The sequence below is a fragment of the Oceaniglobus indicus genome, from assembly GCF_002751875.1.
GTDB classification, from domain to species: Bacteria; Pseudomonadota; Alphaproteobacteria; order Rhodobacterales; family Rhodobacteraceae; genus Oceaniglobus; species Oceaniglobus indicus.
The window spans coordinates 100009-122009 of the sequence record NZ_NMZM01000002.1; the positions used below are offsets into that span (position 1 = coordinate 100009).

General features: G+C 64.7%; 23 protein-coding genes. 15 read left to right on the top strand and 8 right to left on the bottom strand.

From position 1 onward, the window contains the following. Window positions 1–75: 75 nt before the first annotated feature. From CFP68_RS03045 to CFP68_RS03055, 3 genes are read right to left on the bottom strand one after another with little or no spacing between them, the layout of a single operon-like run. On the bottom strand, window positions 76–453 hold the full coding sequence (locus tag CFP68_RS03045; protein ID WP_099824428.1) for a Lin0512 family protein: 378 nt from the start codon (window positions 451–453) through the stop codon (window positions 76–78). Continuing rightward, complete coding sequence (locus CFP68_RS03050; protein WP_099824430.1) at window positions 450–794, bottom strand: Lin0512 family protein; 345 nt, start codon at window positions 792–794, stop codon at window positions 450–452. The genes CFP68_RS03045 and CFP68_RS03050 overlap by 4 nt, the downstream gene beginning before the upstream one ends. A gap of 9 nt (window positions 795–803) precedes the next feature. Beyond that, entirely contained in the window at window positions 804–1628 is an 825-nt protein-coding gene (locus tag CFP68_RS03055; protein ID WP_099824432.1) for a prephenate dehydratase, read from the bottom strand. A 132-nt stretch (window positions 1629–1760) separates the two neighbouring features. Here CFP68_RS03055 and CFP68_RS03060 point away from each other — a divergent pair, with 132 nt between their 5' ends. The 9 genes from CFP68_RS03060 (at window position 1761) to CFP68_RS03100 (ending at window position 11079) form a co-directional block, all read left to right on the top strand. After that, on the top strand, window positions 1761–2285 hold the full coding sequence (locus tag CFP68_RS03060) for a c-type cytochrome (protein WP_099824435.1): 525 nt from the start codon (window positions 1761–1763) through the stop codon (window positions 2283–2285). A 191-nt stretch (window positions 2286–2476) separates the two neighbouring features. Continuing rightward, the gene (locus tag CFP68_RS03065) at window positions 2477–4378 is read left to right on the top strand and encodes an extracellular solute-binding protein (protein ID WP_099825255.1); all 1902 of its coding nucleotides are present in this window, start codon (window positions 2477–2479) and stop codon (window positions 4376–4378) included. Window positions 4379–4384: 6 nt separating this feature from the next. Next, a complete protein-coding gene (locus CFP68_RS03070; protein ID WP_099824437.1) occupies window positions 4385–5467 on the top strand; it encodes a microcin C ABC transporter permease YejB in 1083 nt (360 codons plus the stop codon). 66 nt (window positions 5468–5533) lie between these two features. Continuing rightward, window positions 5534–6679, top strand: a complete 1146-nt coding sequence (locus CFP68_RS03075; RefSeq protein WP_241523955.1) for an ABC transporter permease — start codon at window positions 5534–5536, stop codon at window positions 6677–6679. After that, complete coding sequence (locus CFP68_RS03080) at window positions 6679–7026, top strand: hypothetical protein (RefSeq protein ID WP_099824441.1); 348 nt, start codon at window positions 6679–6681, stop codon at window positions 7024–7026. Before CFP68_RS03075 ends, CFP68_RS03080 begins: the two co-directional genes overlap by 1 nt. Then, entirely contained in the window at window positions 7023–7370 is a 348-nt protein-coding gene (locus tag CFP68_RS03085; protein ID WP_099824443.1) for a hypothetical protein, read from the top strand. The genes CFP68_RS03080 and CFP68_RS03085 overlap by 4 nt, the downstream gene beginning before the upstream one ends. Further along, window positions 7367–8995 carry an ABC transporter ATP-binding protein gene (locus tag CFP68_RS03090; RefSeq protein WP_099824446.1) on the top strand — a complete coding sequence of 543 codons (1629 nt, stop codon included), beginning with the start codon at window positions 7367–7369 and terminating at the stop codon, window positions 8993–8995. The genes CFP68_RS03085 and CFP68_RS03090 overlap by 4 nt, the downstream gene beginning before the upstream one ends. A gap of 72 nt (window positions 8996–9067) precedes the next feature. After that, on the top strand, window positions 9068–9730 hold the full coding sequence (locus tag CFP68_RS03095; RefSeq protein WP_099824448.1) for a potassium channel family protein: 663 nt from the start codon (window positions 9068–9070) through the stop codon (window positions 9728–9730). After that, a complete protein-coding gene (locus tag CFP68_RS03100) occupies window positions 9730–11079 on the top strand; it encodes a TrkH family potassium uptake protein (protein WP_193825204.1) in 1350 nt (449 codons plus the stop codon). The genes CFP68_RS03095 and CFP68_RS03100 overlap by 1 nt, the downstream gene beginning before the upstream one ends. Before the next feature lie 63 nt (window positions 11080–11142). Here the strand turns inward: CFP68_RS03100 and CFP68_RS03105 are convergent, their stop codons facing one another. Both CFP68_RS03105 and CFP68_RS03110 read right to left on the bottom strand, forming a co-directional pair. Beyond that, the gene (locus CFP68_RS03105) at window positions 11143–12501 is read right to left on the bottom strand and encodes a D-alanyl-D-alanine carboxypeptidase family protein (protein ID WP_420915810.1); all 1359 of its coding nucleotides are present in this window, start codon (window positions 12499–12501) and stop codon (window positions 11143–11145) included. Between the two features lie 199 nt (window positions 12502–12700). Further along, entirely contained in the window at window positions 12701–13423 is a 723-nt protein-coding gene (locus tag CFP68_RS03110) for an HAD family hydrolase (RefSeq protein ID WP_099824451.1), read from the bottom strand. A gap of 135 nt (window positions 13424–13558) precedes the next feature. Between CFP68_RS03110 and clpS the strand changes: the two genes are divergently transcribed. The 4 genes from clpS to hemF all read left to right on the top strand — a co-directional run bounded on the left by clpS (window position 13559) and on the right by hemF (window position 16673). After that, window positions 13559–13879, top strand: a complete 321-nt coding sequence (gene clpS, locus CFP68_RS03115; RefSeq protein WP_169961452.1) for an ATP-dependent Clp protease adapter ClpS — start codon at window positions 13559–13561, stop codon at window positions 13877–13879. 9 nt (window positions 13880–13888) lie between these two features. Further along, window positions 13889–14878 carry a class I SAM-dependent methyltransferase gene (locus CFP68_RS03120; RefSeq protein ID WP_338152795.1) on the top strand — a complete coding sequence of 330 codons (990 nt, stop codon included), beginning with the start codon at window positions 13889–13891 and terminating at the stop codon, window positions 14876–14878. 25 nt (window positions 14879–14903) lie between these two features. Next, window positions 14904–15713 (top strand): SDR family NAD(P)-dependent oxidoreductase, encoded by an 810-nt coding sequence (locus CFP68_RS03125; protein ID WP_099824455.1) that lies wholly within the window; start codon window positions 14904–14906, stop codon window positions 15711–15713. A gap of 66 nt (window positions 15714–15779) precedes the next feature. Beyond that, window positions 15780–16673 carry an oxygen-dependent coproporphyrinogen oxidase gene (gene hemF, locus CFP68_RS03130; RefSeq protein WP_099825261.1) on the top strand — a complete coding sequence of 298 codons (894 nt, stop codon included), beginning with the start codon at window positions 15780–15782 and terminating at the stop codon, window positions 16671–16673. On the opposite strand, the gene CFP68_RS03135 is transcribed toward hemF, so the two are convergent. Then, the gene (locus CFP68_RS03135) at window positions 16670–17056 is read right to left on the bottom strand and encodes a hypothetical protein (protein WP_099824457.1); all 387 of its coding nucleotides are present in this window, start codon (window positions 17054–17056) and stop codon (window positions 16670–16672) included. The genes hemF and CFP68_RS03135 overlap by 4 nt on opposite strands. 181 nt (window positions 17057–17237) lie before the next feature. On the opposite strand from CFP68_RS03135, the gene CFP68_RS03140 reads away from it, so the two are divergent. Further along, window positions 17238–18698 (top strand): MFS transporter, encoded by a 1461-nt coding sequence (locus tag CFP68_RS03140; protein WP_099825263.1) that lies wholly within the window; start codon window positions 17238–17240, stop codon window positions 18696–18698. Here CFP68_RS03140 and hemE read toward each other — a convergent pair. Beyond that, window positions 18695–19726 (bottom strand): uroporphyrinogen decarboxylase, encoded by a 1032-nt coding sequence (gene hemE / locus CFP68_RS03145; protein WP_099824459.1) that lies wholly within the window; start codon window positions 19724–19726, stop codon window positions 18695–18697. The two genes, CFP68_RS03140 and hemE, sit on opposite strands and share 4 nt — an antisense overlap. A 114-nt stretch (window positions 19727–19840) precedes the next feature. Here hemE and hemC point away from each other — a divergent pair, with 114 nt between their 5' ends. Further along, window positions 19841–20797 carry a hydroxymethylbilane synthase gene (gene hemC / locus CFP68_RS03150; RefSeq protein WP_099824462.1) on the top strand — a complete coding sequence of 319 codons (957 nt, stop codon included), beginning with the start codon at window positions 19841–19843 and terminating at the stop codon, window positions 20795–20797. On the opposite strand, the gene CFP68_RS03155 is transcribed toward hemC, so the two are convergent. Then, on the bottom strand, window positions 20788–21996 hold the full coding sequence (locus CFP68_RS03155; protein ID WP_099824464.1) for an MFS transporter: 1209 nt from the start codon (window positions 21994–21996) through the stop codon (window positions 20788–20790). The genes hemC and CFP68_RS03155 overlap by 10 nt on opposite strands. Window positions 21997–22001 lie beyond the last annotated feature (5 nt).

Here is a 22001-nt window from a genome sequence, read left to right on the forward strand (position 1 = left end):
ACATGGGGGCAGACGGTCAAAAATCGACCCCTGCGGGCGACCCCGCCCCACCCCAATCATGGCGCCGGGACAGGATCAGGCGTTGTCGTCCGCCCCGCGGGACGTAAGCCGCCAGCCGGCCTGTTCCGGCAGGAACGCCTCGATCGCGGCGGTGACGATCACGGTCACCTCGCCGCTTTCGGGGTTGGTGATGTCCAGCCCGCCGTGACCCGCGGTGACGCTGGCGCGACCGCGCGGCAAAAGGCGCGCGATGGCGGCGGTATCCACCCGGTCGGGGTGTTGCGCGCCGATCGTCACCCGCACATCCATGTCATCATGCGCGATGTCGAGGGTGGCAAAGATCGGCAGGGTCGAGCGGCGCAGCGCGGCCTCGACCGCGCGCCCGGCGGCCTTGGTATAGTCGCGCCCATGCAGATCGTTGCCCATGCCCGTTTCGAGGATGAACCGTCTCATGTCCGCTCCATGTCGAAGGATACCGAAATCGCGGCGTTGGCGATGACGGTGGGGTTGCCATCGGGCCGTGGCACGTCCAGGCCGCCCTTGCGGACCGTGATCTGGACCTGGCCATAGGGAAACACCCGCGCCAGGGCGTCCACGTCCACCGAATCGGGATCCTGCACGCCGATCTCGGCGTCGATGATCATGGCCGCGCGATCGAAGTCGAACAATTCGGCCAGGTTGATCGAATTGCGCCAGAGCGCGTCCTTCAGCGCCTTTTCGGCCGCCGCGGTGTAATCCTGCCGCCGCAGCGAGGTGCCGATGCCGAATTCGGTCAGAAGGCGGTGGCGCGGCATGGCGGTTCCTTACAGGCGGCGCGGGAATGTCCCGAGCATCACGATCTCGTCCGTGAAATGGTCCAGCTCCTCGAAGGCGCGAATCATGTTCTCGTCTTCGGGGTGGCCTTCGACGTCGGCATAGAACTGGGTCGCGGTGAAATCGCCGTTCACCATGTAGCTTTCCAGTTTCGTCATGTTGATGCCGTTGGTCGCGAATCCGCCCATCGCCTTGTAGAGCGCGGCGGGAATGTTGCGCACGCGGAACACGAACGACGTGACCATCGGCCCGTCGCCGCGCCGCGACAGGTCGGCCTCGCGCGCCATGACGATGAACCGGGTGGTGTTGTTGTCGAAATCCTCGATGTTCGCGGCCAGCACGTCCAGGCCGTAAATCTGTCCGGCCAGTTCCGACGCCAGGGCCGCGCTTGACGGATCGCCCGCCTCGGCCACCAGTTTCGCCGATCCGGCGGTGTCGACGCCGGTGATCGAGGCGATGTTGTGGTCGCTCAGGAACCGGCGGCACTGGCCCAGCAGAACGGTATGGCTGGTGGCGGTCTTCACCTGCTCCAGCGTCGTTCCGGGCACCCCCAGCAGGGCGATGTGGACGCGCACGAACGCCTCGTCGACGATCTTCAGCCCGCTTTCGGGCAACAGGGAATGCACATCCGCCACCCGCCCGTAGGTCGAGTTTTCAACCGCGATCATGCCCAGATCGGCGTCGCCGTCGCGCACCGCCGCGATGGCATCGTGAAACGTGGTGCAGGGATAGGGCACGTGGTCGGGCCGCGACTGGACACAGGCCTGATGGCTGTAGGCGCCCAATTCGCCCTGAAACGCGATCTTTCCGGCCATTGTCGCACCCCTTGGTTTCGGTCTTGACGCAAAAAGCGTCACATGGCGTTTCGTCGCGCCTCATATCGCTTGAAACGAGGGGGCGGAAGAGGATAGGTAGCAAACCAACGCACAGGTAACACGGATCGCGACATGTTCGACACAATGACACTGACAAAAGCCGTGGGCGCACTCTGCGGGATGTTCCTCATCTTCCTTCTGGGGGGTTGGGTCGCCGAAAGCCTGTATCACGTCGGCGGTCATGGCGATGAAAACCAGGCCTATGTGATCGACACCGGGGAAGACGAAGGCGCAGACGAAGCCGAAGCCGAAGCGGCCGATGAACCGCCGGTCGAGGAACTGCTGGCTTCGGCCGACATCGGTTCGGGCGAACGGACGTTCAACAAGTGCAAGGCCTGTCACAAGCTGGGCGCCGGCGAAAACGGCACGGGCCCGACGCTGCACAACATCATCGACCGCCCGGTGGATTCGATCGAGGGCTTCAACTATTCCGGCGCGCTCGAGCAGGTGGCTGATGTCTGGAGCTACGAGAACCTGTATCACTTCCTCGAAGATCCCAAGGGCTGGGCGCCGGGCACCAAGATGAGCTTTGCAGGACTGCCCAAGCCGCAGGACCGCGCCAACGTGATTGCATACCTCGAGTCGGCCGCGAACTGAGACTGTCTTGCGGACGACGACGTGACGATGCCGGCCTTCGGGTCGGCATTTTCATTTCTGCCGATGGTCGCCAAGGGCCGAAGGTTGCACCAAGATGTCGGGGCGATCACAAAGTATCAACTTGATCCCGCCACGCCGACCTTTAACCTGATCGCCCATACCCGACCGTGATTTCCGCAAAGGTCCGCTTCATGTCCAGATCATCGACAATCGCCCTGCCCCGCGTGCCTCTGGCGCTGAAGGCCCGCCGGACCTGGATCGCGGCCATCGCGGTTGCGCTGACGGCCCAGGGCGCGGCGGCGCAGGGTGCGGGCGGTGACGCGAAGATCATCACGGCGCACGGGTTCTCGGATCTCGGTGCGCTGGTCTATGGGCCGGACTTCGAACATCTGGCCTACGTGAACCCCGACGCGCCCAAGGGCGGCGAGATGTCGACCTGGGCGCGGGGCACGTTCGATTCGATGAACCCCTATACCCGCAAGGGGCGCGCGCACGGCTTTTCGGTCCTGCCCTATGAGCGGATCATGACCAACACCGACGACGACGCCTATGGCTCGTACTGCCTGTTGTGCGAAACGCTGGAATATCCCGAATCGCAGGACTGGGTGATCTTCAACCTGCGCCCCGAGGCGACGTTTTCCGACGGCACGCCGCTGACGGCGGAAGACGTGGCCTTCACGTTCCGGCTGTTCCTGGAACAGGGACTGCCGTCGTTTTCATCGGCGGTCAAGGCGCTGATCCCCGAGGTCGAGGTTCTGGGACCGCACCGCGTCAAGTTCCATTTCGCCCCCGACGTACCGCGCAAGGGTCTGATCGGCCAGGCCGGGGCGACCATCGTCTTTCAGAAGAAGTGGTTCGAGGAGACGGGCGCGCGGCTGGACGAAAGCCGCCTGACCCAATCGCCCGGCTCGGGCCCCTATATGATCGACGAGGTCGAGGTGAACCGCCGCATTTCGGTCAAGCGCAACCCCGACTATTGGGGCGCCGACCTGCCGATCAACCGCGGGCGGTGGAACTTCGATACCATGCGGGTCGAGTTCTTTGCCGATACCAATGCCGCGCTCGAGGGGTTCAAGGCGGGCGCTTATACCTTCCGCCAGGAAAGCAGCTCTCTCACCTGGGCGACGCAATACGATTTTCCGGCGATCGAGAAGGGTCACATCGTCAAGGAGGAATTGCCCGACGGCAGCCTGCCGCAGGCGACGGGGTTCATTTTCAACCTGCGCAAGGAAAAGTTCCAGGATCCGCTGGTGCGCCGGGCGCTGGGTCTGATGTTCAATTTCACCTGGACGAACGACACCCTGCAATACGGTCTGTTCGCGCAACGCGCCTCGTTCTGGGAAAATTCCGAGCTTGAGGCCAGGGGGATGCCCGAAGGCCGCGAGCTGGAGTTGTTGCAGGGCGTCGCCGACATGCTGGACCCGGCCGTGCTGTCCGATCCGGTTCCGGTGCCCGATGCGGGCGGCAAGCGCCAGCTTGATCGCGGCAACCTGCGCGCGGCGGCCGACCTTCTGGAACAGGCCGGCTGGATCGCCGGGGACGACGGGATGCGCCGCAAGGACGGTCGTGTCCTCAGTCTCGAATTCTTGCAGAACAACCCCAGTTTCGACCGGATCATCCTGCCCTATATCGACAACCTGAAACGTCTGGGCGTCGATGCGAAATACAACCGGATCGACGACGCGCAATACACCCTGCGCGAACGCGACGGCGATTTCGACATGATCTATGACGGCTATACCAATGGCCTTGAGGAAGGGCTGGGCATCGGTCAACGCTTCGGCTGTGCGGATGCAAAGAACAGCGTCTTCAACCCCGCTTCCTATTGCGATCCGGCGGTGGACAAGCTGATCGACGAGGTGGTGAAGGCCGAAAGTCTGGAAGACATGCAGGCCGCCGTGCGCGCCATCGACCGGATCATGCGCCACGCCTATTTCGTGGTGCCGGTGTGGTACAATCCCACCTATTGGGTCGCGTATTACGACCAGTTCGCCTATCCCGATACCTTGCCACCCTATGCGTTGGGGGCCTTGGATTTCTGGTGGTATGACGCCGACAAGGCCGCGCAACTGCGCGCGGCGGGGGCGCTGTAACCCGCCATGGGCGCCTATATCCTTCGCCGTCTGCTGCTGATCGTTCCCACGTTGCTTGGGATCATGGTGCTGAACTTTGCGCTGACGCAATTCGTGCCGGGTGGCCCCATCGAACAGGTGATCGCCCAGCTTGAAGGTCAGGCCGATACCTTCGCGGGCATTTCCGGCGGCGCCGGTGACGCGGGCAACCAGACGTTCGAGACCGAGAATTACGTCGGCTCGCGCGGCTTGCCGCCGGAATTCATCGCCAAGCTGGAAAAGGAATTCGGCTTCGACAAACCGCCGCTGGAACGGTTCCTGTCGATGATGTGGAATTATATCCGGTTCGATTTCGGCGAAAGCTATTTCCGTTCGATTTCGGTGATGGATCTGGTTCTGGAGAAGATGCCGGTGTCGATCACGCTGGGCCTGTGGTCGACCGTCATCGCCTATCTGGTGTCGATCCCGCTGGGCATCCGCAAGGCGGTGAAGGACGGATCGGCGTTTGACACCTGGACCAGCGGCTTGATCATCATCGCCTATGCCATTCCCGGCTTCCTGTTCGCGATCCTGCTGCTGGTGCTGTTCGCGGGCGGGTCGTATTTCCAGATCTTCCCGCTGCGCGGGCTGACCTCGGACAATTTCGATCAGTTGAATCCGCTGCAAAAGGCGCTGGATTACCTGTGGCACATCGCGCTGCCGGTGATTGCATCCACCATCTCGGCCTTTGCCACGTTGACGCTGCTGACCAAGAACAGCTTTCTGGACGAGATCAAGAAACAATATGTGGTCACCGCCAAGGCCAAGGGCCTTTCGGAACACAAGGTGTTGTATGGCCACATCTTCCGCAACGCGATGCTTATCGTCATCGCCGGTTTTCCGGCGGTGTTCATCGGCGTGTTCTTCGGCGGCTCGCTGATCATCGAAACCATCTTCTCGCTCGACGGGCTGGGACGGCTGGGATTCGAGGCGGCCGTGGCGCGGGATTATCCGGTGATCTTCGGCACGCTGTTCTTCTTTGGCCTGATCGGGCTGGTCGTCGGCATCCTGTCGGACATGATGTATGTCTTCATCGACCCGCGCATCGACTTCGACAGCCGCGAGACCTGAGCCATGGTGAACACGTCCCCCACCCAGCCCGATGTCGTCACACCCCCCGCGCAGCCCGCGCCGGGGATGGATGCGCCGCCCCCCGTGGTGCCGGCGCGCAAGCGCATGGTCCTGTCGCCCCTGAACCAGCGACGCTGGCGCAACTTCAAGAAGAACCGCCGCGCGCTGTGGTCGCTGTGGATCTTCGCGGTGATCTTTACCTTGTCGCTGTTTGCCGAATTCATCGCCAACGACAAGCCGATCCTGGTTCAGTATCGCGGCGACTGGTATGCGCCGATCTTCAACTTCCATTCGGAAGAGGAATTCGGCGGCGACTTCCGCACCGAAGCCGTCTATGGCGATATCGAGGTCAAATGCCTGATCCGCACCGGCGGGCTTGAGGAATGTTTTGACGATCCCGAACGTCTGATCGCGGCGGTGGATGCGGGTGAAACCCCGGCGGGCGATTTTGAATCGGGCTGGATGATCTGGCCGCCGATCCCCTATTCCTATGACACGATCAACGATCTGGGCCGTGCCGCGCCCTCGCCGCCGGACGGCACCCATATCCTTGGCACCGACGACACCGCGCGCGACGTTGCTGCGCGGGTGATCTATGGCTTCCGCCTGTCGATCCTGTTCACGCTGATCGTCACGGCGCTGACATCGCTTCTGGGCATCCTCGCGGGGGCCGTGCAGGGCTTCTTCGGCGGCTGGACCGACCTGATCTTCCAGCGTTTCCTTGAAATCTGGACGTCGACGCCATCGCTTTACGTCATCATCATCCTGTTCGCGATCCTGGGGCGCAGTTTCTGGCTGCTGGTCTTCGTCACCGTGCTGTTCGGCTGGCCCGCTTTGGTGGGCGTGGTGCGGGCCGAGTTCCTGCGGGCGCGCAACTTCGAATACGTCCGCGCCGCCCGCGCGCTGGGCGTCGGCAACTGGACGATCATGTTCCGCCACATGCTGCCCAATGCCATGGTCGCCACGGTCACGATGCTGCCGTTCATCATTACCGGCACGATCTCGACCCTCGCGTCGCTCGATTTTCTCGGGTTCGGGTTGCCATCGTCCGCCCCGTCGCTGGGCGAACTGACGTTGCAGGCGAAACAGAACCTTCAGGCGCCGTGGCTGGGGTTCACCGCGTTCTTCACCTTCGCGATCATGTTGTCGCTGCTGGTGTTCATCTTCGAGGGTATCCGCGACGCCTTCGATCCCAGAAAGACGTTTCAGTGATGGCGGTCGATCTGCGCGCCCTCATCGGACCGGCCTATGGCATCGCCCTGGTGATCCACGGCCTGTTCGTGGTTTTCGTGATCGGTGCCGGCGCAACCTCGGCGGTGTTCGTTGCCGGCACGGCCAACGCATGGCGCTCGGACCTGCTTGCCTTTCCGCTGATCCTGCTGCCGGCGTTGCTGGGGGCGTTGCCGTCGATCATCGCGCTGTTGTCGTGGTTCCTGCTGTGGCGCCGCGATCGGCGGCCATCGGTGGGGCATCGCGTGCTGACCACCGGCTGGGCCGCGGTGCTGGTCGGGCTGACGGTGTTCGGCATGGCGAACGCCCAGGGCGGAGCCGGAGCATGAAGGGCGAACGCCACGTCCCCACCCCCGTCGCCGCCCGTCGCGCCGAACGCACGGCGCAGACCTATCCGCTGTATGCGATTTCGCTGGCGGTCATCGCCACCTGCCTGATCGTGCTGATCACCCATCTGCTGATGTCGATCATCGAGGGCGCACCGTTTCCGGTGCTGAAGGATCCGCTGTTGTTCTGGGCCAGCTTCGCGTTGATCGGCGGCGGCATCGGCATCGTCGGTCTTGCCTGGCGTCGGGCGCGGCTGAACCGCCCGCCGGGGCGGGGCCTGCGTGTGTTCGTGATCGTCGCCGCCTGCATCTTTGTTCCCGCCACCCTGTTCGAGATTGTCCTGTGACCGCATCGCCCCCTTCAAACACCGTGCTGGACGTGCGCGACCTGACCGTGACCTTCCGCCAGGACGGCGCGTGCACCGTTGCCGTGCGCGGTGTTTCGTTCCATGTCGACAAGGGCGAAACCGTCGCGCTGGTGGGGGAATCCGGGTCCGGCAAATCCGTCACCGCCTTGTCCACCGTGTCGCTTCTGGGGGATTCCGCGGAAACCACCGGGTCCATCGTTTACGAAGGCACCCAGATGGTCGGCGCCCCGGAGAAAGACCTGCGCCGGGTGCGTGGCAACGACATCAGCTTCATCTTTCAGGAGCCGATGACCTCGCTGAACCCGCTGCATACGCTGGAACGCCAGTTGGCCGAATCCCTGGAACTGCATCAGGGCCTGACCGGCGATGCCGCGCGCAAGCGGATCATCGAACTGCTGGTTCAGGTCGGCATCAACGATCCCGAAACCCGGCTGGGCGCCTATCCGCATCAGTTGTCCGGCGGCCAAAGACAGCGGGTGATGATCGCCATGGCTCTGGCCAACGGTCCCGATCTGCTGATCGCGGATGAACCGACCACCGCGCTTGACGTGACCATCCAGGCACAGATCCTGGATCTTCTGGCCGATCTGAAGGACCGGATGGGCATGTCGATGCTGTTCATCACCCACGACCTGGGGATCGTGCGCAAGATCGCCGACCGGGTCTGCGTGATGAAGTCGGGCGAAATCGTCGAGACCGGTCCGACTGCGGAAATCTTCGGCAATCCGCAACACCCCTATACCCGGATGCTGCTGAGCGCCGAAAGCACGGGCCAGCCGAACCCGGTGCCCGACGACGCACCCGAAGTGGTGCGCACCAAGGATCTGCGCATCTGGTTCCCGATCCAGAAGGGCCTGATGAAACGGACGGTGGGCCATGTGAAGGCGGTGAATGCCGCATCGCTGTCGGTCCGTGCCGGTGAAACCATCGGCATCGTCGGCGAATCGGGGTCCGGCAAGACCACGCTGGCCTTGGCGATCATGCGGCTGATTTCATCCGAAGGGCCGGTGGTGTTCCTTGGCAATGATATCCAGGGGCTGAAATCGCGCGCCCTGCGCCCGATCCGCGGCGCGATGCAGATCGTGTTCCAGGATCCCTACGGATCGCTGTCACCGCGCATGACGGTCGAGGAGATCATCGCCGAGGGGCTGACGATCCACGGCACCCGCGACGGTCAGGACAAGCGGCAGATGGTGGCGGCGATGATGGCCGAGGTCGGTCTGGATCCGGCCACCATGCACCGGTATCCCCACGAGTTTTCCGGCGGTCAGCGACAGCGCATCGCCATCGCCCGCGCGATGATCCTGCGACCGACGCTGGTGGTGCTGGACGAACCCACCTCGGCGCTGGACATGACGGTGCAGGTGCAGATCGTCCAGCTGCTGCGCGATCTGCAGAAGAAATACGCGCTGGCCTATCTGTTCATCTCGCACGACCTGCGGGTGGTGCGCGCGGTGTCGCACAAGGTCATGGTGATGAAGCGGGGCGATGTCGTCGAACAGGGCCCGGCCGCCGAAATCTTCGACGCGCCACGCACCGAATATACCCGCACACTGATGGCGGCGGCGTTCGGCCTGAAAATGGAACATCCGGGGCACCGCTGACCGGGACTGTCGTCTTTGACCGTGAATGGCGCCCGCGCTAGATCGTCACGAACACATCTCAGGAGCGTCCAAGTGGCCAGAAACGGCAGAACATTCGGCGTCATCGGATTGGGCAACTTCGGCAGCACGGTGGCCAACGAACTTGTCCGCTTCGGCAATCACGTCATCGGAATCGATCTGAAGGAACAGCTGGTATCGGCCCACGCCGAAACGTTGACGCAATGCATGATCGCCGACGCCCGCGACGATGTCGCCCTGCGCGAAGCGGGGATTGCCGATTGTGACGCGGCCCTGGTGGCCATGGGCAGCGACCTTGAATCCAACATCGTCGCGTCGATCAATCTCAAGATGCTGGGCGTGCCCAAGGTCTGGGCCAAGGCCAAGACCAAGACGCACCACCGCATCCTGTCGAAACTGGGCGTCGACCGCATCGTTCACCCCGAGGTCGAGATGGGCCAGCATGTGGCGCAGGTGCTGCACAATCCGCTGGTGCGCGACTATGTCTCGCTGGGCAACGGGTTTCATGTTGTGAACTTCATGGTTCCCGAAAGCCTGGAGGGCAAGAAGCTGTCGGACCTGCCGCACACCAAGAATCACAACCTGCGGTGCGTCGGAATCATGCGTGGCACCGAATTCGTCGGGCGTGACGGTGACAGCTGCGTGCTTCAGGGCGATGACCGGTTGCTTTTGCTGGGGCAACGCGGCGATCTCAGGGCCTTCGCGGCGACCCTCTGATGGCCCTCACCTTCCGCACGCGGCTCCGGGCGTTCAGGGTCCGGCGTCTGCCACCACCGGCAATGCTGGCTCTGCTCTACCTCTCGCTTGTGATGCTGGGCGGTGTCCTGCTCAAACTGCCCTTCGCGACCACCCAGCCGATCTCGTGGAGCGATGCCGTCTTCACCTCAACCTCGGCGGTGACGGTGACCGGATTGGCGGTGGTCGACACCGGGTCGGGATTTACGCTGTTCGGGCAGATGGTGATCGCGTTCCTGATCCAGATGGGCGGCCTTGGCCTGATGACGTTTGCCGGCCTGCTGCTTCTGGCATTGGGGATTTCCATTGGTCTGCCGCAGCGCCTGATCCTGCGCGAGGATCTGAAACAGACATCGCTCAGCAATCTGCCGACGCTGGTGCGGGTGATCTTCACCGTCGCCCTGCTGTGCGAGACGATCGGCGCGGCGCTTCTGGCCATCGTCTTCGTGCCGGAATTCGGGCTTTGGCCCGGGCTCTGGCATGCGGTGTTCCACTCCATATCGGCCTTCAACAACGCGGGTTTCGCGCTATTTCCCGACAGCCTGTCGCGGTGGGTTGGCGATCCGATCGTCAATCTGGTGATCCCGCTGCTGTTCATCGTTGGCGGCCTAGGATTCGTGGTGCTGGCCGACATCAACCAGAAACGCGGGTTCCACCGGCTCAGCCTGCATTCCAAGCTGATGCTGGTCGGAACGGGTTGCCTGATCGCGTGGGGGTGGGTCACGTTCGCAGTGCTGGAATGGTGGAACCCCGGAACGCTTGGCGGTCTCGACGGCTGGGGGGCCAAGCTGTGGGCAAGCTGGTTTCAGGCAGTGACGCCCCGCACCGCCGGGTTCAACACGCTGGACACCGGCGCGATGCACGATGCGACGGCGTTGATGACGATATCGCTGATGCTGGTCGGCGGCGGCAGCGCATCGACCGCCAGCGGCATCAAGGTCACGACGCTGATCGTGCTTTTGCTGGCCACGGTCGCATTTTTCCGCCGCTCGACCTCGCTGCACGTTTTCGGGCGTTCGCTGGGCATCGACGAGGTGATGAAGGTGATGGCCCTGACCACCGTCAGCATCATCCTGGTCCTGATGGGTGTTTTCCTGATGACGATCACCCACGACGGCGAATTTCTGCCCATGGCGTTCGAGGTCGCGTCGGCTTTCGGCACGGTCGGGTTGTCCATGGGGGTGACCGGTGAACTTGACGGGTTCGGGCGCGCCCTGATCATGGCCATCATGTTTCTGGGCCGCGTCGGGCCGCTGACCGTCGGATTTTTCCTTGCCACCCGCAGCATACCGCGCGTGCGCTATCCCGCCGGACAGATCTATCTGGGCTGACCGCCCGACGCGAAAGGCCGCCCCGGGCAGAGCGGCCTTCGACAATCGTCTGTATCGGTAACTTCAGCCGGGCCCGAAGGTCGAACAGGACATGTTGCGCGCTTCCAGGCGGCGACAGGCCAGTGTCGCGCGGTCTTCGGTCAGGCCGACGAAGTTCGCCTCGTAACCGCCGCCACGGGTGACGACCTTGCGCAGCGCCTCGTCCAGGGTGCCGATCTCGACCAGCGCGGTCTTGAGCAGCATCCGCTCGGCCTCGTATTTCGAGCCGTAGCGCCCGACATTGATGCCGTAATGCCGCCCGCCAGATGTCGAGAGCCGTGTCACCACCTCAAGCTGCAAAGGTTCGGCCGAGGCTGTCGCCGTGCCGAGGTCTTCCGGGCGGGGCGGGGGCACCGGCGCGGCGGCGACAACAAGGGTTTCAACCTCGGCGCGCGCCACGACGACCGTTTCGACGGCGGGTTCCGGCGCGCTCCGTCCGGGGCGCGGCGTGGGCCGGGGCGATTTCGTCACCGCGGTGACCAGGCGGATTGTTTTGCCCTGCAGGGACGGATCGGCCAACCCGGCCAGCATCGGCGCGTCCGGCTTGGTCGTCGGCGCATTGCTGGGCGCACGACGGAACCCGAGGTCAAGCAGTTCGGCCACCTTGGCATTGCGCGACGCGCTGGAGCGGCCGCCGAACACGGTGGCGATCACCCGTTCGTTGCCCCGCTTGGCCGAAGCGACAAGGTTGAAGCCTGCCGCGCTGGTATAACCGGTCTTGATCCCGTCGGCGCCTTCATAGGCGGCCAGCAGGCGGCGATTGGTGTTGTTGACGGTGCGCACGCCCGCATCGGTCGAACGGCGCGAGAACAGGTTGTAATACTCGGGGAAATCGAACAGCAGACGCCGCCCCAGCAAGGTCATGTCACGCGCAGTCGACTGGTGTCCGGCCTCGGTCAGGCCATGGGCGTTCTTGAAGGTCGTCCGGGTCATGCCCAGCGCCTGTGCGGTGCGGGTCATGCGCTTGGCAAAGGCGTCTTCCGAGCCCGACAGCGCCTCGCCCAGGGCGGTGGCAGCGTCGTTGGCGGATTTCACCGCGGCGGCGCGGATCAGATACTTCAGCGCGATCCGCTGGCCGGCGCGCAGGCCCAGCTTGGACGGCGGTTCCGACGCGGCATGGGGAGAGATCCGCACCTCGGTATCCAGCGAGATTTCGCCCCGACGCACCGCATCGAACGTGATGTAAAGCGTCATCATCTTGGTCAGCGATGCGGGATGCAACCGGGTGTCGGCGTTGGTTGCATGAAGCACCTCGCCAGTGCGGGCATCCATCACCATCGCCGCATAGGGGGCGGCGCGGGCGGGGGCCGACGCGAATGACGTCAGGCCGATCAAAAGAAGAGTGAGTCCGATCAGGACACGCGGGGTCCGTCGTGCTTGCACGGTATTTCTGCCTTTTACTGCCTCACGCGGCCAGATCTGTCGCCTGGTCCGTCATTATAGCAAGAATGCTAGCACAACCTCTGGCTTCGGGAAATACCTTTATTCCCCAAGACTTAAAGGATGACTCGTCAAGCTCTCCTATATCTGGCGCCGCGATACCGGCGACTCCCCCATATATCCACCACGACGCTAGGGCGCCTTATTTCTGCCACATCCCGGTCTGGCTGATCGACCGGCAAACCGCGACGATGCGCCCCAGTCGGTCCAGCTCGACGAAGCGCGTCGATTCCCGTGGGGCCGGTGCGTGTTCCAACGCCCAAGGCGCGCCATGGGGCACGTGAACACCCCAACCGCCGGCCTGGATCATCGGCACCACGTCGGACCTCATCGAATCGCCCACCATCAGGCCCGTGGCGGCACACCCACCATGGCGCGCAAAGATCGACGCATAGACGGCGGGCGTCTTGTCCGACACGATCTCGATTCCGTCGAACAGGTCTCCCAGCCCCGATTGCGCCAGCTTGCGCTCCTGATCCAGGAGATCGCCCTTGGTGATGACCAGCAGGCGAAAATCACCCGACAGCGCGGCGATGGTGTCCTGCACATCGGGCAAAAGATCGATGGGGTGTTCCAGCATCTCCTGACCCGCCGCGATCAGTTCGCCAATCACCGAACCCGGCACCGCACGGTCCGTCACCTCAAGCGCGGTTTCGATCATCGACAGGACGAACGCCTTGACGCCGAAGCCATACCGCCCGAGGTTGCGCCGCTCGGCCGCCAGCAGACGCTCGTGCAGGTGGTCGGCCTCGGCGTAATCCGCCAGAAGCTCGGCAAATCGCTGTTGGGTCAGCCGGAAAAAGCGTTCGTTGTGCCAAAGCGTATCGTCGGCATCGAAGGCCACCGTGGTCAGCGCGCGCGCCATCAGAGCCGCGAACGCGGCACGTTTCGCCCACCAGCGGGCTGCGCCCCCTTTTCACCGCGGTTCCACGTCTTATATACAGCGATCAATGCCAATCCTTTCCATCGGAGTTCCGGCTTGCTCACCCCTCCAGTCACCATGTCGGACAGGAACGACCAGCCAGATGATGACTCGGGCGTAATCCTTGAGACGAAGAAGAAAACGCAACGCCCACCGCTTTACAAGGTGATGTTGCTGAACGACGACTTCACCCCGATGGAATTCGTGGTGCACGTTCTCGAGCGTTTCTTCGGCATGAACCACGCCCAGTCGTTCGAACTGATGCTGGTCGTGCACAAGAAAGGGCTGGCCGTGGTCGGTGTCTTTTCCTTCGAGGTGGCCGAAACCAAGGTGGCGCAGGTGATGGATTTCGCCCGCCGCCATCAGCATCCGTTGCAATGCACCATGGAAAAGGAATAGAGGCAGGCGATGTTGTCTGCCCGTCTTTCCTTTGCCCGCGAAGAGGGCCTGTTCGAGCTGCCCGAAGGCGGGCGCGTCTGCGTGTTCGGTGCGCGCGGCGATGACGACCTGTCGCTGCTGGGCGATCAGGTCCAGGTGGTGCAGGGAATGAAGCCCGATCACGACGCACTCGGCGCCCTTGGTCATGATGTGGTCGTTGCCCCCGACGGAACCTTCGACGCCGCGCTGGTGGTGCTTCCCCGGGCGCGCGACCTGGCCCGCGACCGCATTGCGCAGGCGGTCGATCTGGTGGGCGATGGGCCGGTGTGGATCGACGGCCAGAAGACCGACGGCGTCGAAAGCATGATTCGCGCGCTGAAACCGCTGGGCACCATCGGCCCGGTGATCTCCAAGGCGCACGGCAAGCTGTTTTGCCTGACCGGCGCCACCCTGCCCGGCTGGCACGCAGAGACGACGTCTCTGGAAGGTGGCTTCATCACCCGGCCCGGCGTGTTTTCAGCCGACGGACCGGACCGGGGTTCGGTCCTGTTGGCCGGGCTGCTGCCCGAGGTGATGAAAGGCAGCGTTGTCGATCTGGGCGCGGGATGGGGGTATCTGTCGCACCACATCCTGCACCGTGACGGCGTCACCGCCCTGCATCTGGTCGAGGCCGATCACACCGCGCTCGAGTGTGCGCGCCACGCCATCACCGATCCGCGCGCCAGCTTCCACTGGGCCGATGCCCGCACTTTCTCTGCCGAGCCGGTCGATCACGTCGTGATGAACCCGCCATTTCACGTCGCGCGCGCCGCCGATCCCGATCTGGGCCGCGCCTTCATCACCGCCGCGGCGGCGCTGTTGAAACCCGCCGGCCATCTGTGGATGGTCGCCAACCGTCATCTGCCCTATGAAGCGGTGCTTGACGAACACTTCGTCAAGACGACGGACCTGTCGGACGATCCGGCGTTCAAGGTGATCCATGCCGAACGCCCGCGCCGCGGGAAAACCCGGCGCGCCTAGGCCCTCTCCCTTACGGAGTTATCCCATGTCTCTTTCAATCCAAGGCAAGACCGCCGTCGTGACCGGCGCGGCAAACGGTATCGGCCTGGCCATTGCACGGCATTTCGTCGAACGCGGCGCCAACGTCATGTTCGCCGACATGGACGAGGAACGGCTGGAATCCGAACTGGGCGACAATCGCGATGGCGATGGCAACGCCCGCTGGTTCGCCGGCGATTTCCGCGAAAAACTGGCGGTGGCCAACCTTTTGTCCGCGACCATCGATGCCTACGACCGGGTCGATATCTTGGTCAACGCCTCGCGCCAGATGCTGACGACCGATCCGCTGGACCTCGACGACGATTCCGTGTCGACGCTGCTGCAACAGAACCTGATGACCAGCCTGCGCCTGTCGCAACTGTTCGCCCGACGGATGATAAAGCAGTCGGAGGAATCCGAGGACGATACCCGGATGGCCGGATCCATCGTCAACCTGTCGTCCATCGCCGCGCGCCGCACCCATGCCAACCTTCTGGGCTACTCCGTCAGCTCGGCCGCGCTGGACCAGGCGACGCGGTCTTTGGCCGTCGCGCTGGCCCCCAACAGGATCCGGGTCAATGCCGTCGCCTTCGGCAGCGTGATGAGCGCGTCGTTGAAGGGCGCGATCAAGGGCAATTCCGACATGCGCGCCGACATCATCGAAAACACCCCGCTGTCGCGCATCGCCAGCCCGACCGAGGTGGCCGAAACCGTGCAGTTCCTGGCGTCGGACGGCGCGGCCTTCATGACCGGCCAGATCCTGACCATCGACGGCGGCCGCACCCTGATCGACGGGTGCGACAGCGCGATGCACTAGGCCACCCTTGCCAGCCGGCCGCCTTTGGCCGACAACGCGCCCCGCAACCGAACGCGGAGCCCCGACATGAACGACACGATGCCGAACGAGAAAGACCGCGCAGCCGCGTGGTTCCGCAGCCTGCGCGACAGCATCGTCGCCGCGTTCGAAGGGGTCGAAGACCGCCAGACCACAGGCCCCACGGCCGCCCTGCCCGCCGGCCGGTTCGACGTCAGCGAAACGCACCGCACGTCCGAGGACGGATCGGACGCCGGCGGCGGATTGATGAGCGTGATGCGCGGGGGGCGCGTGTTCGAAAAGGTCGGTGTCAACGTCTCGACCGTGTTCGGCACCCTGGGGGATCGCGCCCAGGCCGCCATGGCCGCGCGCAAGGGCATTCCCGGCATGGCCGACGATCCGCGCTTCTGGGCCTCGGGGATTTCGCTGGTCGCGCACATGCAGAACCCTCATGTGCCCGCGGTGCACATGAACACGCGCATGTTCTGGACTCCGCATGCCTGGTGGTTCGGGGGGGGATCCGACCTGAACCCCTGCATCGAATACGCCGCGGACACCGCCGATTTCCACGCCGCACAGAAGGCGCGCTGTGCACCCCATGGCGCCGATCTATACGACCGCTACAAGGCATGGGCCGACGAATATTTCTTCATCCCCCACCGCAAGCGCGCCCGCGGCGTCGGCGGGATCTTCTATGACGATCACAATTCAGGTGATTGGGAGGCCGATTTCGCCTTCACCCAGGACGTCGGTCGCGCGTTTCTGGAAGCCTACCTGCCGCTGGTCGAACGGCGCCGCAACACAGGCTGGAGCGATGCCGACAAGGACACGCAACTGATCCATCGCGGTCTCTATGCGGAATACAACCTGGTCTATGATCGCGGCACCAAGTTCGGGCTGGAAACCGGCCACGACGCCAACGCGGTGTTGATGAGCCTGCCGCCCATGGCCAAGTGGGTTTAACCTTCGGGCGGATCGACCCGGACGAATTTCGCCCCCGTGATCCGGCGCAGGGGCAAGGTGGCGACAGGATCCTGCGCCTTGGCGGATCCGTCGGCCATCGCCCGCAACGCGGTTTCGATCTCGTCGCGGGCCACCGCGCCCTGTCCCTGGTGCGCGATCAGATCGACGGCAAGGCCCGGCGCCACGTCCACCGCCACCCGCGCCAGTCGCAGGGTGCGCAGGGCCTGACGGTCGCCGTCCGACAACGCCCCGGTGGGCAGCCCCAGCGCCTGTCGTTCGCCCGCATCTGGCGGCACCGCCTGAACCCAGCCCGAGAACGTGATGGCGACGGCCACGATGACCGCCCGCAGGACGGCAAACGGAAAGCGGATGAGAAACGGCATGAGGGCGCCCCTTTCAGGCTGGCGTGTCACCCCGATACCCGTCGAAACGGGCCTGGCCGCGACCGGGACATGGCGAAGATGAGGCCGGATCCCGCCGATTGACCTTGCAAGTTCGCCCGGCCGTCGCATGTTGCCATGCGAACGCGCGCGCCCTGCGCCGAACCCTCCGAAGGCCAACGACATGAGCACGACCCAAGCCGACGCCCCGACCACCGGAGCGGTGCCCGCCCCGCGCGAACGCTGGATCGCGATGGCGGTCCTGCTGGTCGCCAGTTTCATGAACCTGATCGACGTGACCATCGTCAACGTCGCCCTGCCCACCATGGAGACGGCGTTCGCCGCCACGCCCAGCCAGATCGAATGGATCGTCGCGATCTATATCCTGGTGTTCGCGGTGCTGTTGCTGCCCTCGGGCCGTTACGGCGACATGTTGGGACAACGGCGCGTGTTCGTGGCCGGGGTGGTGGTGTTCACCGTCGGATCGGCCCTGTGCGGGCTGGCGCCCAACATCGAAACGCTGATCGGCGCGCGGGCGGTTCAGGCGGTGGGCGGGGCGATGATGATTCCGCAGACGCTGGCGTTGGTGCCGGCCCTGTTCCCGCCCAGGGAACGCGGTGCGGCCTTTGCGCTGTTCGGGCTGTCGGCCGGCCTGGCATCGGTCAGCGGGCCGTTGCTGGGCGGTGTGCTGATCGGCGCCGACCTGTGGGGGCTGGACTGGCGGCCGATCTTCCTGGTGAACATTCCGGTGGGGATCGCCGCGATCCTGCTGGCGATGCGGTTCGTGCCGCGGGTCGAACCGCGCCCCGAACTGAAGAACGATTTCGTCGGCATGCTTCTGGCCGGGGCCGCGCTTTTGCTGGTGGTTTTTCCGCTGATCGAGGGGCGACAGTTCGGCTGGCCCTGGTGGAGCTTTGCGATGATCGTGGCGGTCGTGCCCACCGCGTTCCTGTTCGCGGCCTGGCAGAACCGTCAGGCCCGCCGCAATCGTGCGCAACTGCTGCCCGCCTATCTGCTGCACAACCGCAATTATCTGGTCGGCATCTTTCTTGTCGCCTTGCTGTTTTCGGGCGTGCCGGGATTCTTCCTGATCACCGCGCTTTTCCTGCAGAACGGCTATGGTCTGAGCGCGCTTGAATCGGGGCTGACGACGCTGCCGTTTTCCATCGGCGTGCTGATCGCTTCGTTCGTGGCCGGGCGGCTGGGCAACCGGGTGCTGCGCCTGCGGATCACGGTGGGTGCCACGCTGATCTCGGTGGCCATGGCGTCACTCTGGTATGTGGTGGCCAACACCGGCGAAACCCTGGTGCGCAACGATTTCATCCCGTCGCTGCTGATCGCCGGGTTCGGAATGGGCACCGCGATTTCACCGCTGTTCAACACGGTCCTGGCCAGTGTCACCGAAGGCGATTCCGGTTCGGCATCCGGCGCGTTGCAGGCGTTTCAGCAGGTCGGGCTGGCCATGGGCGTGGCCATTGTCGGCCAGATCTTCTTTGCCCAACTCGGCGGGGTCGCCGCCGACGGTTCCCCGGCCGCCCATGCCACCTATTCCCATGCCTACCTTCTTGGGGTCAGCTATTCGGCGGTGTCGTTCGGGGCGCTGGCGGTTCTGGTGTGGTTCCTGCCGCGCCCCGATCCGGACTAGGCGCGCAGGGTTTCCAGCATCAGCGCGACGTTGTCAGGGTCGGCATCGGGCGTGATGCCATGGCCCAGGTTGAACACATGGGGCCCGCCGGAAAACGCCGCCTTGATCCGCCGCACCTCGTCGATCAGCGGCTGACCGCCGGTGACCATGTGGCCGGGTGCCAGGTTGCCCTGGACGCAGCCATCGACCTGCACGTTCTTCGCGGCCCAACCCGCATCGACCGATTGATCCAGCGCGACGCAATCCGCGCCGGTCGCCTTGGCGAAGCCGACATAGGCCTCGCCCGCCTCGCGCGGGAAGGCGATGACCGGCGTGTTCGGGTGCCGCGCCTTCAGCGCCGCGATGATCTTGCGGGTCGGCTCCAGTGCGTAGGTGGTGAAATCGTCACCCTTCAGCGATCCGGCCCAGGAATCGAACAGTTTGACCACTTCGGCCCCCGCGTCGATCTGGGCCGACAGGTATTCAATGGTCGCCTCGGTGATCCGGTCCATCAGCGCATCGAACACCGGGCGGTTGCCGTCCTTCAGCGCATGGGCCGGCGCCTGGTCCGGCGTGCCGCGCCCGGCGGTCATGTATGTGGCGACGGTCCAGGGCGCGCCGGCAAAGCCGATCAGCGCGACATCCGACGGCAATTCACGCGACAGGATCTTCACCGTCTCATAGATCGGCGACAACGTCTCGTGCACCGCATCCGCCGGTTTCAGCGCGTCGAACCCGGCGCGGTCGGTGATCGTCGACAGGCGTGGCCCCTCGCCGGTGACGAACCACAGGTCCGCGCCCAGCGCCTGTGGCACCAGCAGGATATCCGCGAACAGGATCGCCGCGTCAAAGCCGAACCGGCGGATCGGCTGCAACGTGACTTCGGCCGCCAGATCGGGGTTGTAGCACAGCGACAGGAAATCCCCCGCCTCGGCCCGGGTCGCCTTGTATTCGGGCAGATACCGCCCGGCCTGCCGCATCATCCACGCCGGCGGTGTCTCCATCGTCTCGCCCGCCAGCGCGCGCATCAGTTTTTTCATCTCGGCCATGGTGCCCCCTTCCGCTTGGGGCTGTGGTCGGGGTCGCCCGCCCCTTTGTCAAGCCGACAGGATGCCGCCCGCTTCGATATTGTCAGCCATGACCGGACCTTGTAAGCCCGCCCCATGACCCTGACTTTGCCTTCTCCCACCGATCCGTTGAAAATCGGCACGCGCGGCTCGCTCCTGGCGATGGCGCAGGCCCATGAAACGCGTGACCGGCTGGCCCGCGCCTTCGATCTGCCCGAGGATGCCTTCGTTGTCGTGCCGATCAAGACCACCGGCGACCGGATCCAGGACCGTCCGTTGAAGGACATCGGCGGCAAGGGCCTGTTCACCCGCGAGATCGAGGATGCGCTGCTGACCGGCGTCATCGACATCGCGGTTCATTCGATGAAGGACATGCCGGTGTTGCAGCCCGAGGGGCTGACGCTGGACACCTATCTGCCCCGCGAGGATCCGCGCGACGCGTTCGTGTCGCTGAGCGGCGGGTTGCTTCAGGATCTGACCGAAGGCAGCATCGTCGGAACCTCGTCCCTGCGACGGCGGGCACAACTGTTGAACCGGCGGCCCGACCTCAGGATCGTCGAATTTCGCGGCAACGTGCAGACACGGGTGCAGAAGCTGCACAACGGCGTGGCGGCGGCGACGTTCCTGGCCATGGCCGGGTTGAACCGTCTGGGCGCAAGCGAAGTGCCGCGTCAGCCGATCCCCGACACCGATATCCTGCCCGCCGTGGCCCAGGGCGCCATCGGCATCGAACGGCGCGGCGACGACACCCGGGTGGCCGACATGCTGGCCGCGATCCACGACACCCCGACCGGTCAGCGGCTGGCAGGCGAACGCGCATTTCTGGCGGCGCTGGACGGATCCTGCGAAACGCCCATCGCCGCGCTGGCCGAACTGCACGGCGGCACCCTGCACCTCAGGGGGGAGATCCTCCGGGTGGACGGGTCGGAATGCCTGGCCGGGGAACGCCGCGGCGATATCGCCGACGCGGCCGCCATGGGGCGCGACCTGGCGGTCGAACTGCGTGACCGGGCCGGCGCCGATTTCCTCGACTGGGTGACGCCTCAGGCCTGAACGGGCACGCCGCGCCGGTCGACGATCCACAGGCAGGCGGCGCCGGCCGCCACGGCCATTCCGCCCATCACCGCCGCGCCCTGATAGCCGCCGATCCACGCGCCCAGTGCGAACATGGCCGCGCTCGACACCTGTGCGCCAAGCTGAACCAGCGAAATCAGCGACCCGCCCATGCCCGGTCGTTTCCCCAGCAAGTCCTGCAGATACAGCAACGGTTGCGACACCAGAACCCCCGCCCCCAGACCGGCGGGCACCAGCAACAGCCAGACCGCGCCGGAATGCCCCAGCACCGGCAGCAGGATCAGGAACGCGGCATAGACGAGGCCACCGCCCGAAATCACCGCCGTGATCCCGTATCGCGCCACCAGGCGCGGCAGCATCAGCATCACCGGCACCTCAAGCCCCGCGACGATCGCCACGAACAGCGACACATCCGATGCATCGCGCCCCGGTGCCGCGCTCAGCACCAGGCCGATCAGGATCATATACAGCGATATGCCCCCCATCAGCAGCCCCAGCAGCGCCGCGCGCAGCAGCACCGGGCCATGGGTCAGCTCGGCCAGCGCCGCCCGCAGGCTGAGGCCCGAGCGTTGATCCTTCCACCGTGTCCGCCCGTCCTTGGGCCATGCGAACAGGAAGATCGCCAGCGTCACCGACGCCGTGATCCCGCAGGCCAGATAGACGGTCAGCAACCCGGCACCGTTCTGGAATGCAAGCGCCCAGATCGGCAGAACGGTCAGCCACGGCAGGCAGAAGATCGCGCGAAACGCAGTCTGGATCGCCACCCGCTGGGTTTCGGGGTGCACCGTTCCGGCCAGCCGCGCCATGGCGAACAACTGACCGAACAGCGTGGCCGAAGCGGGAAACAGCAACACATGGGCAATGACGAAAGCCGCCGGCGTCTGCCAGAGACCGACGCCGAAGGCCCCGACCAGACCGGCCGCCGCCGCCAGACGCGCGGTGTTGCGCCGCTTTGCCGTGCGGTCGTTGACGATACCGACCGTCACCGCCGCCACCAGCGACAGGACCGACCCCGCCATGTAGATCAGCGCATATTCACCATCGCCGAACCCGAAGACCTGAACGGCGATCAGCGACTGGTAAGGGCCGATGGACGCCACGAAAGTCGACACCGACAGGAACGCCAGCGCGATCAGGCGCAGGGCCGGATCGCGCAGGATCGTGAGAAACGCGCTCAACCTGA

What these genes read in the sequence shown, in the direction of transcription:
- CFP68_RS03045 (WP_099824428.1), bottom strand. Translation starts at nt 453, where the DNA reads ATGAGACGGTTCATCCTCGAAACGGGCATGGGCAACGATCTGCATGGG.
- CFP68_RS03050 (WP_099824430.1), bottom strand. Translation starts at nt 794, where the DNA reads ATGCCGCGCCACCGCCTTCTGACCGAATTCGGCATCGGCACCTCGCTG.
- CFP68_RS03055 (WP_099824432.1), bottom strand. Translation starts at nt 1,628, where the DNA reads ATGGCCGGAAAGATCGCGTTTCAGGGCGAATTGGGCGCCTACAGCCAT.
- CFP68_RS03060 (WP_099824435.1), top strand. Translation starts at nt 1,761, where the DNA reads ATGTTCGACACAATGACACTGACAAAAGCCGTGGGCGCACTCTGCGGG.
- CFP68_RS03065 (WP_099825255.1), top strand. Translation starts at nt 2,477, where the DNA reads ATGTCCAGATCATCGACAATCGCCCTGCCCCGCGTGCCTCTGGCGCTG.
- CFP68_RS03070 (WP_099824437.1), top strand. Translation starts at nt 4,385, where the DNA reads ATGGGCGCCTATATCCTTCGCCGTCTGCTGCTGATCGTTCCCACGTTG.
- CFP68_RS03075 (WP_241523955.1), top strand. Translation starts at nt 5,534, where the DNA reads ATGGATGCGCCGCCCCCCGTGGTGCCGGCGCGCAAGCGCATGGTCCTG.
- CFP68_RS03080 (WP_099824441.1), top strand. Translation starts at nt 6,679, where the DNA reads ATGGCGGTCGATCTGCGCGCCCTCATCGGACCGGCCTATGGCATCGCC.
- CFP68_RS03085 (WP_099824443.1), top strand. Translation starts at nt 7,023, where the DNA reads ATGAAGGGCGAACGCCACGTCCCCACCCCCGTCGCCGCCCGTCGCGCC.
- CFP68_RS03100 (WP_193825204.1), top strand. Translation starts at nt 9,730, where the DNA reads ATGGCCCTCACCTTCCGCACGCGGCTCCGGGCGTTCAGGGTCCGGCGT.
- CFP68_RS03110 (WP_099824451.1), bottom strand. Translation starts at nt 13,423, where the DNA reads ATGGCGCGCGCGCTGACCACGGTGGCCTTCGATGCCGACGATACGCTT.
- clpS (WP_169961452.1), top strand. Translation starts at nt 13,559, where the DNA reads ATGTCGGACAGGAACGACCAGCCAGATGATGACTCGGGCGTAATCCTT.
- CFP68_RS03120 (WP_338152795.1), top strand. Translation starts at nt 13,889, where the DNA reads ATGTTGTCTGCCCGTCTTTCCTTTGCCCGCGAAGAGGGCCTGTTCGAG.
- CFP68_RS03125 (WP_099824455.1), top strand. Translation starts at nt 14,904, where the DNA reads ATGTCTCTTTCAATCCAAGGCAAGACCGCCGTCGTGACCGGCGCGGCA.
- hemF (WP_099825261.1), top strand. Translation starts at nt 15,780, where the DNA reads ATGAACGACACGATGCCGAACGAGAAAGACCGCGCAGCCGCGTGGTTC.
- CFP68_RS03135 (WP_099824457.1), bottom strand. Translation starts at nt 17,056, where the DNA reads ATGCCGTTTCTCATCCGCTTTCCGTTTGCCGTCCTGCGGGCGGTCATC.
- CFP68_RS03140 (WP_099825263.1), top strand. Translation starts at nt 17,238, where the DNA reads ATGAGCACGACCCAAGCCGACGCCCCGACCACCGGAGCGGTGCCCGCC.
- hemE (WP_099824459.1), bottom strand. Translation starts at nt 19,726, where the DNA reads ATGGCCGAGATGAAAAAACTGATGCGCGCGCTGGCGGGCGAGACGATG.
- hemC (WP_099824462.1), top strand. Translation starts at nt 19,841, where the DNA reads ATGACCCTGACTTTGCCTTCTCCCACCGATCCGTTGAAAATCGGCACG.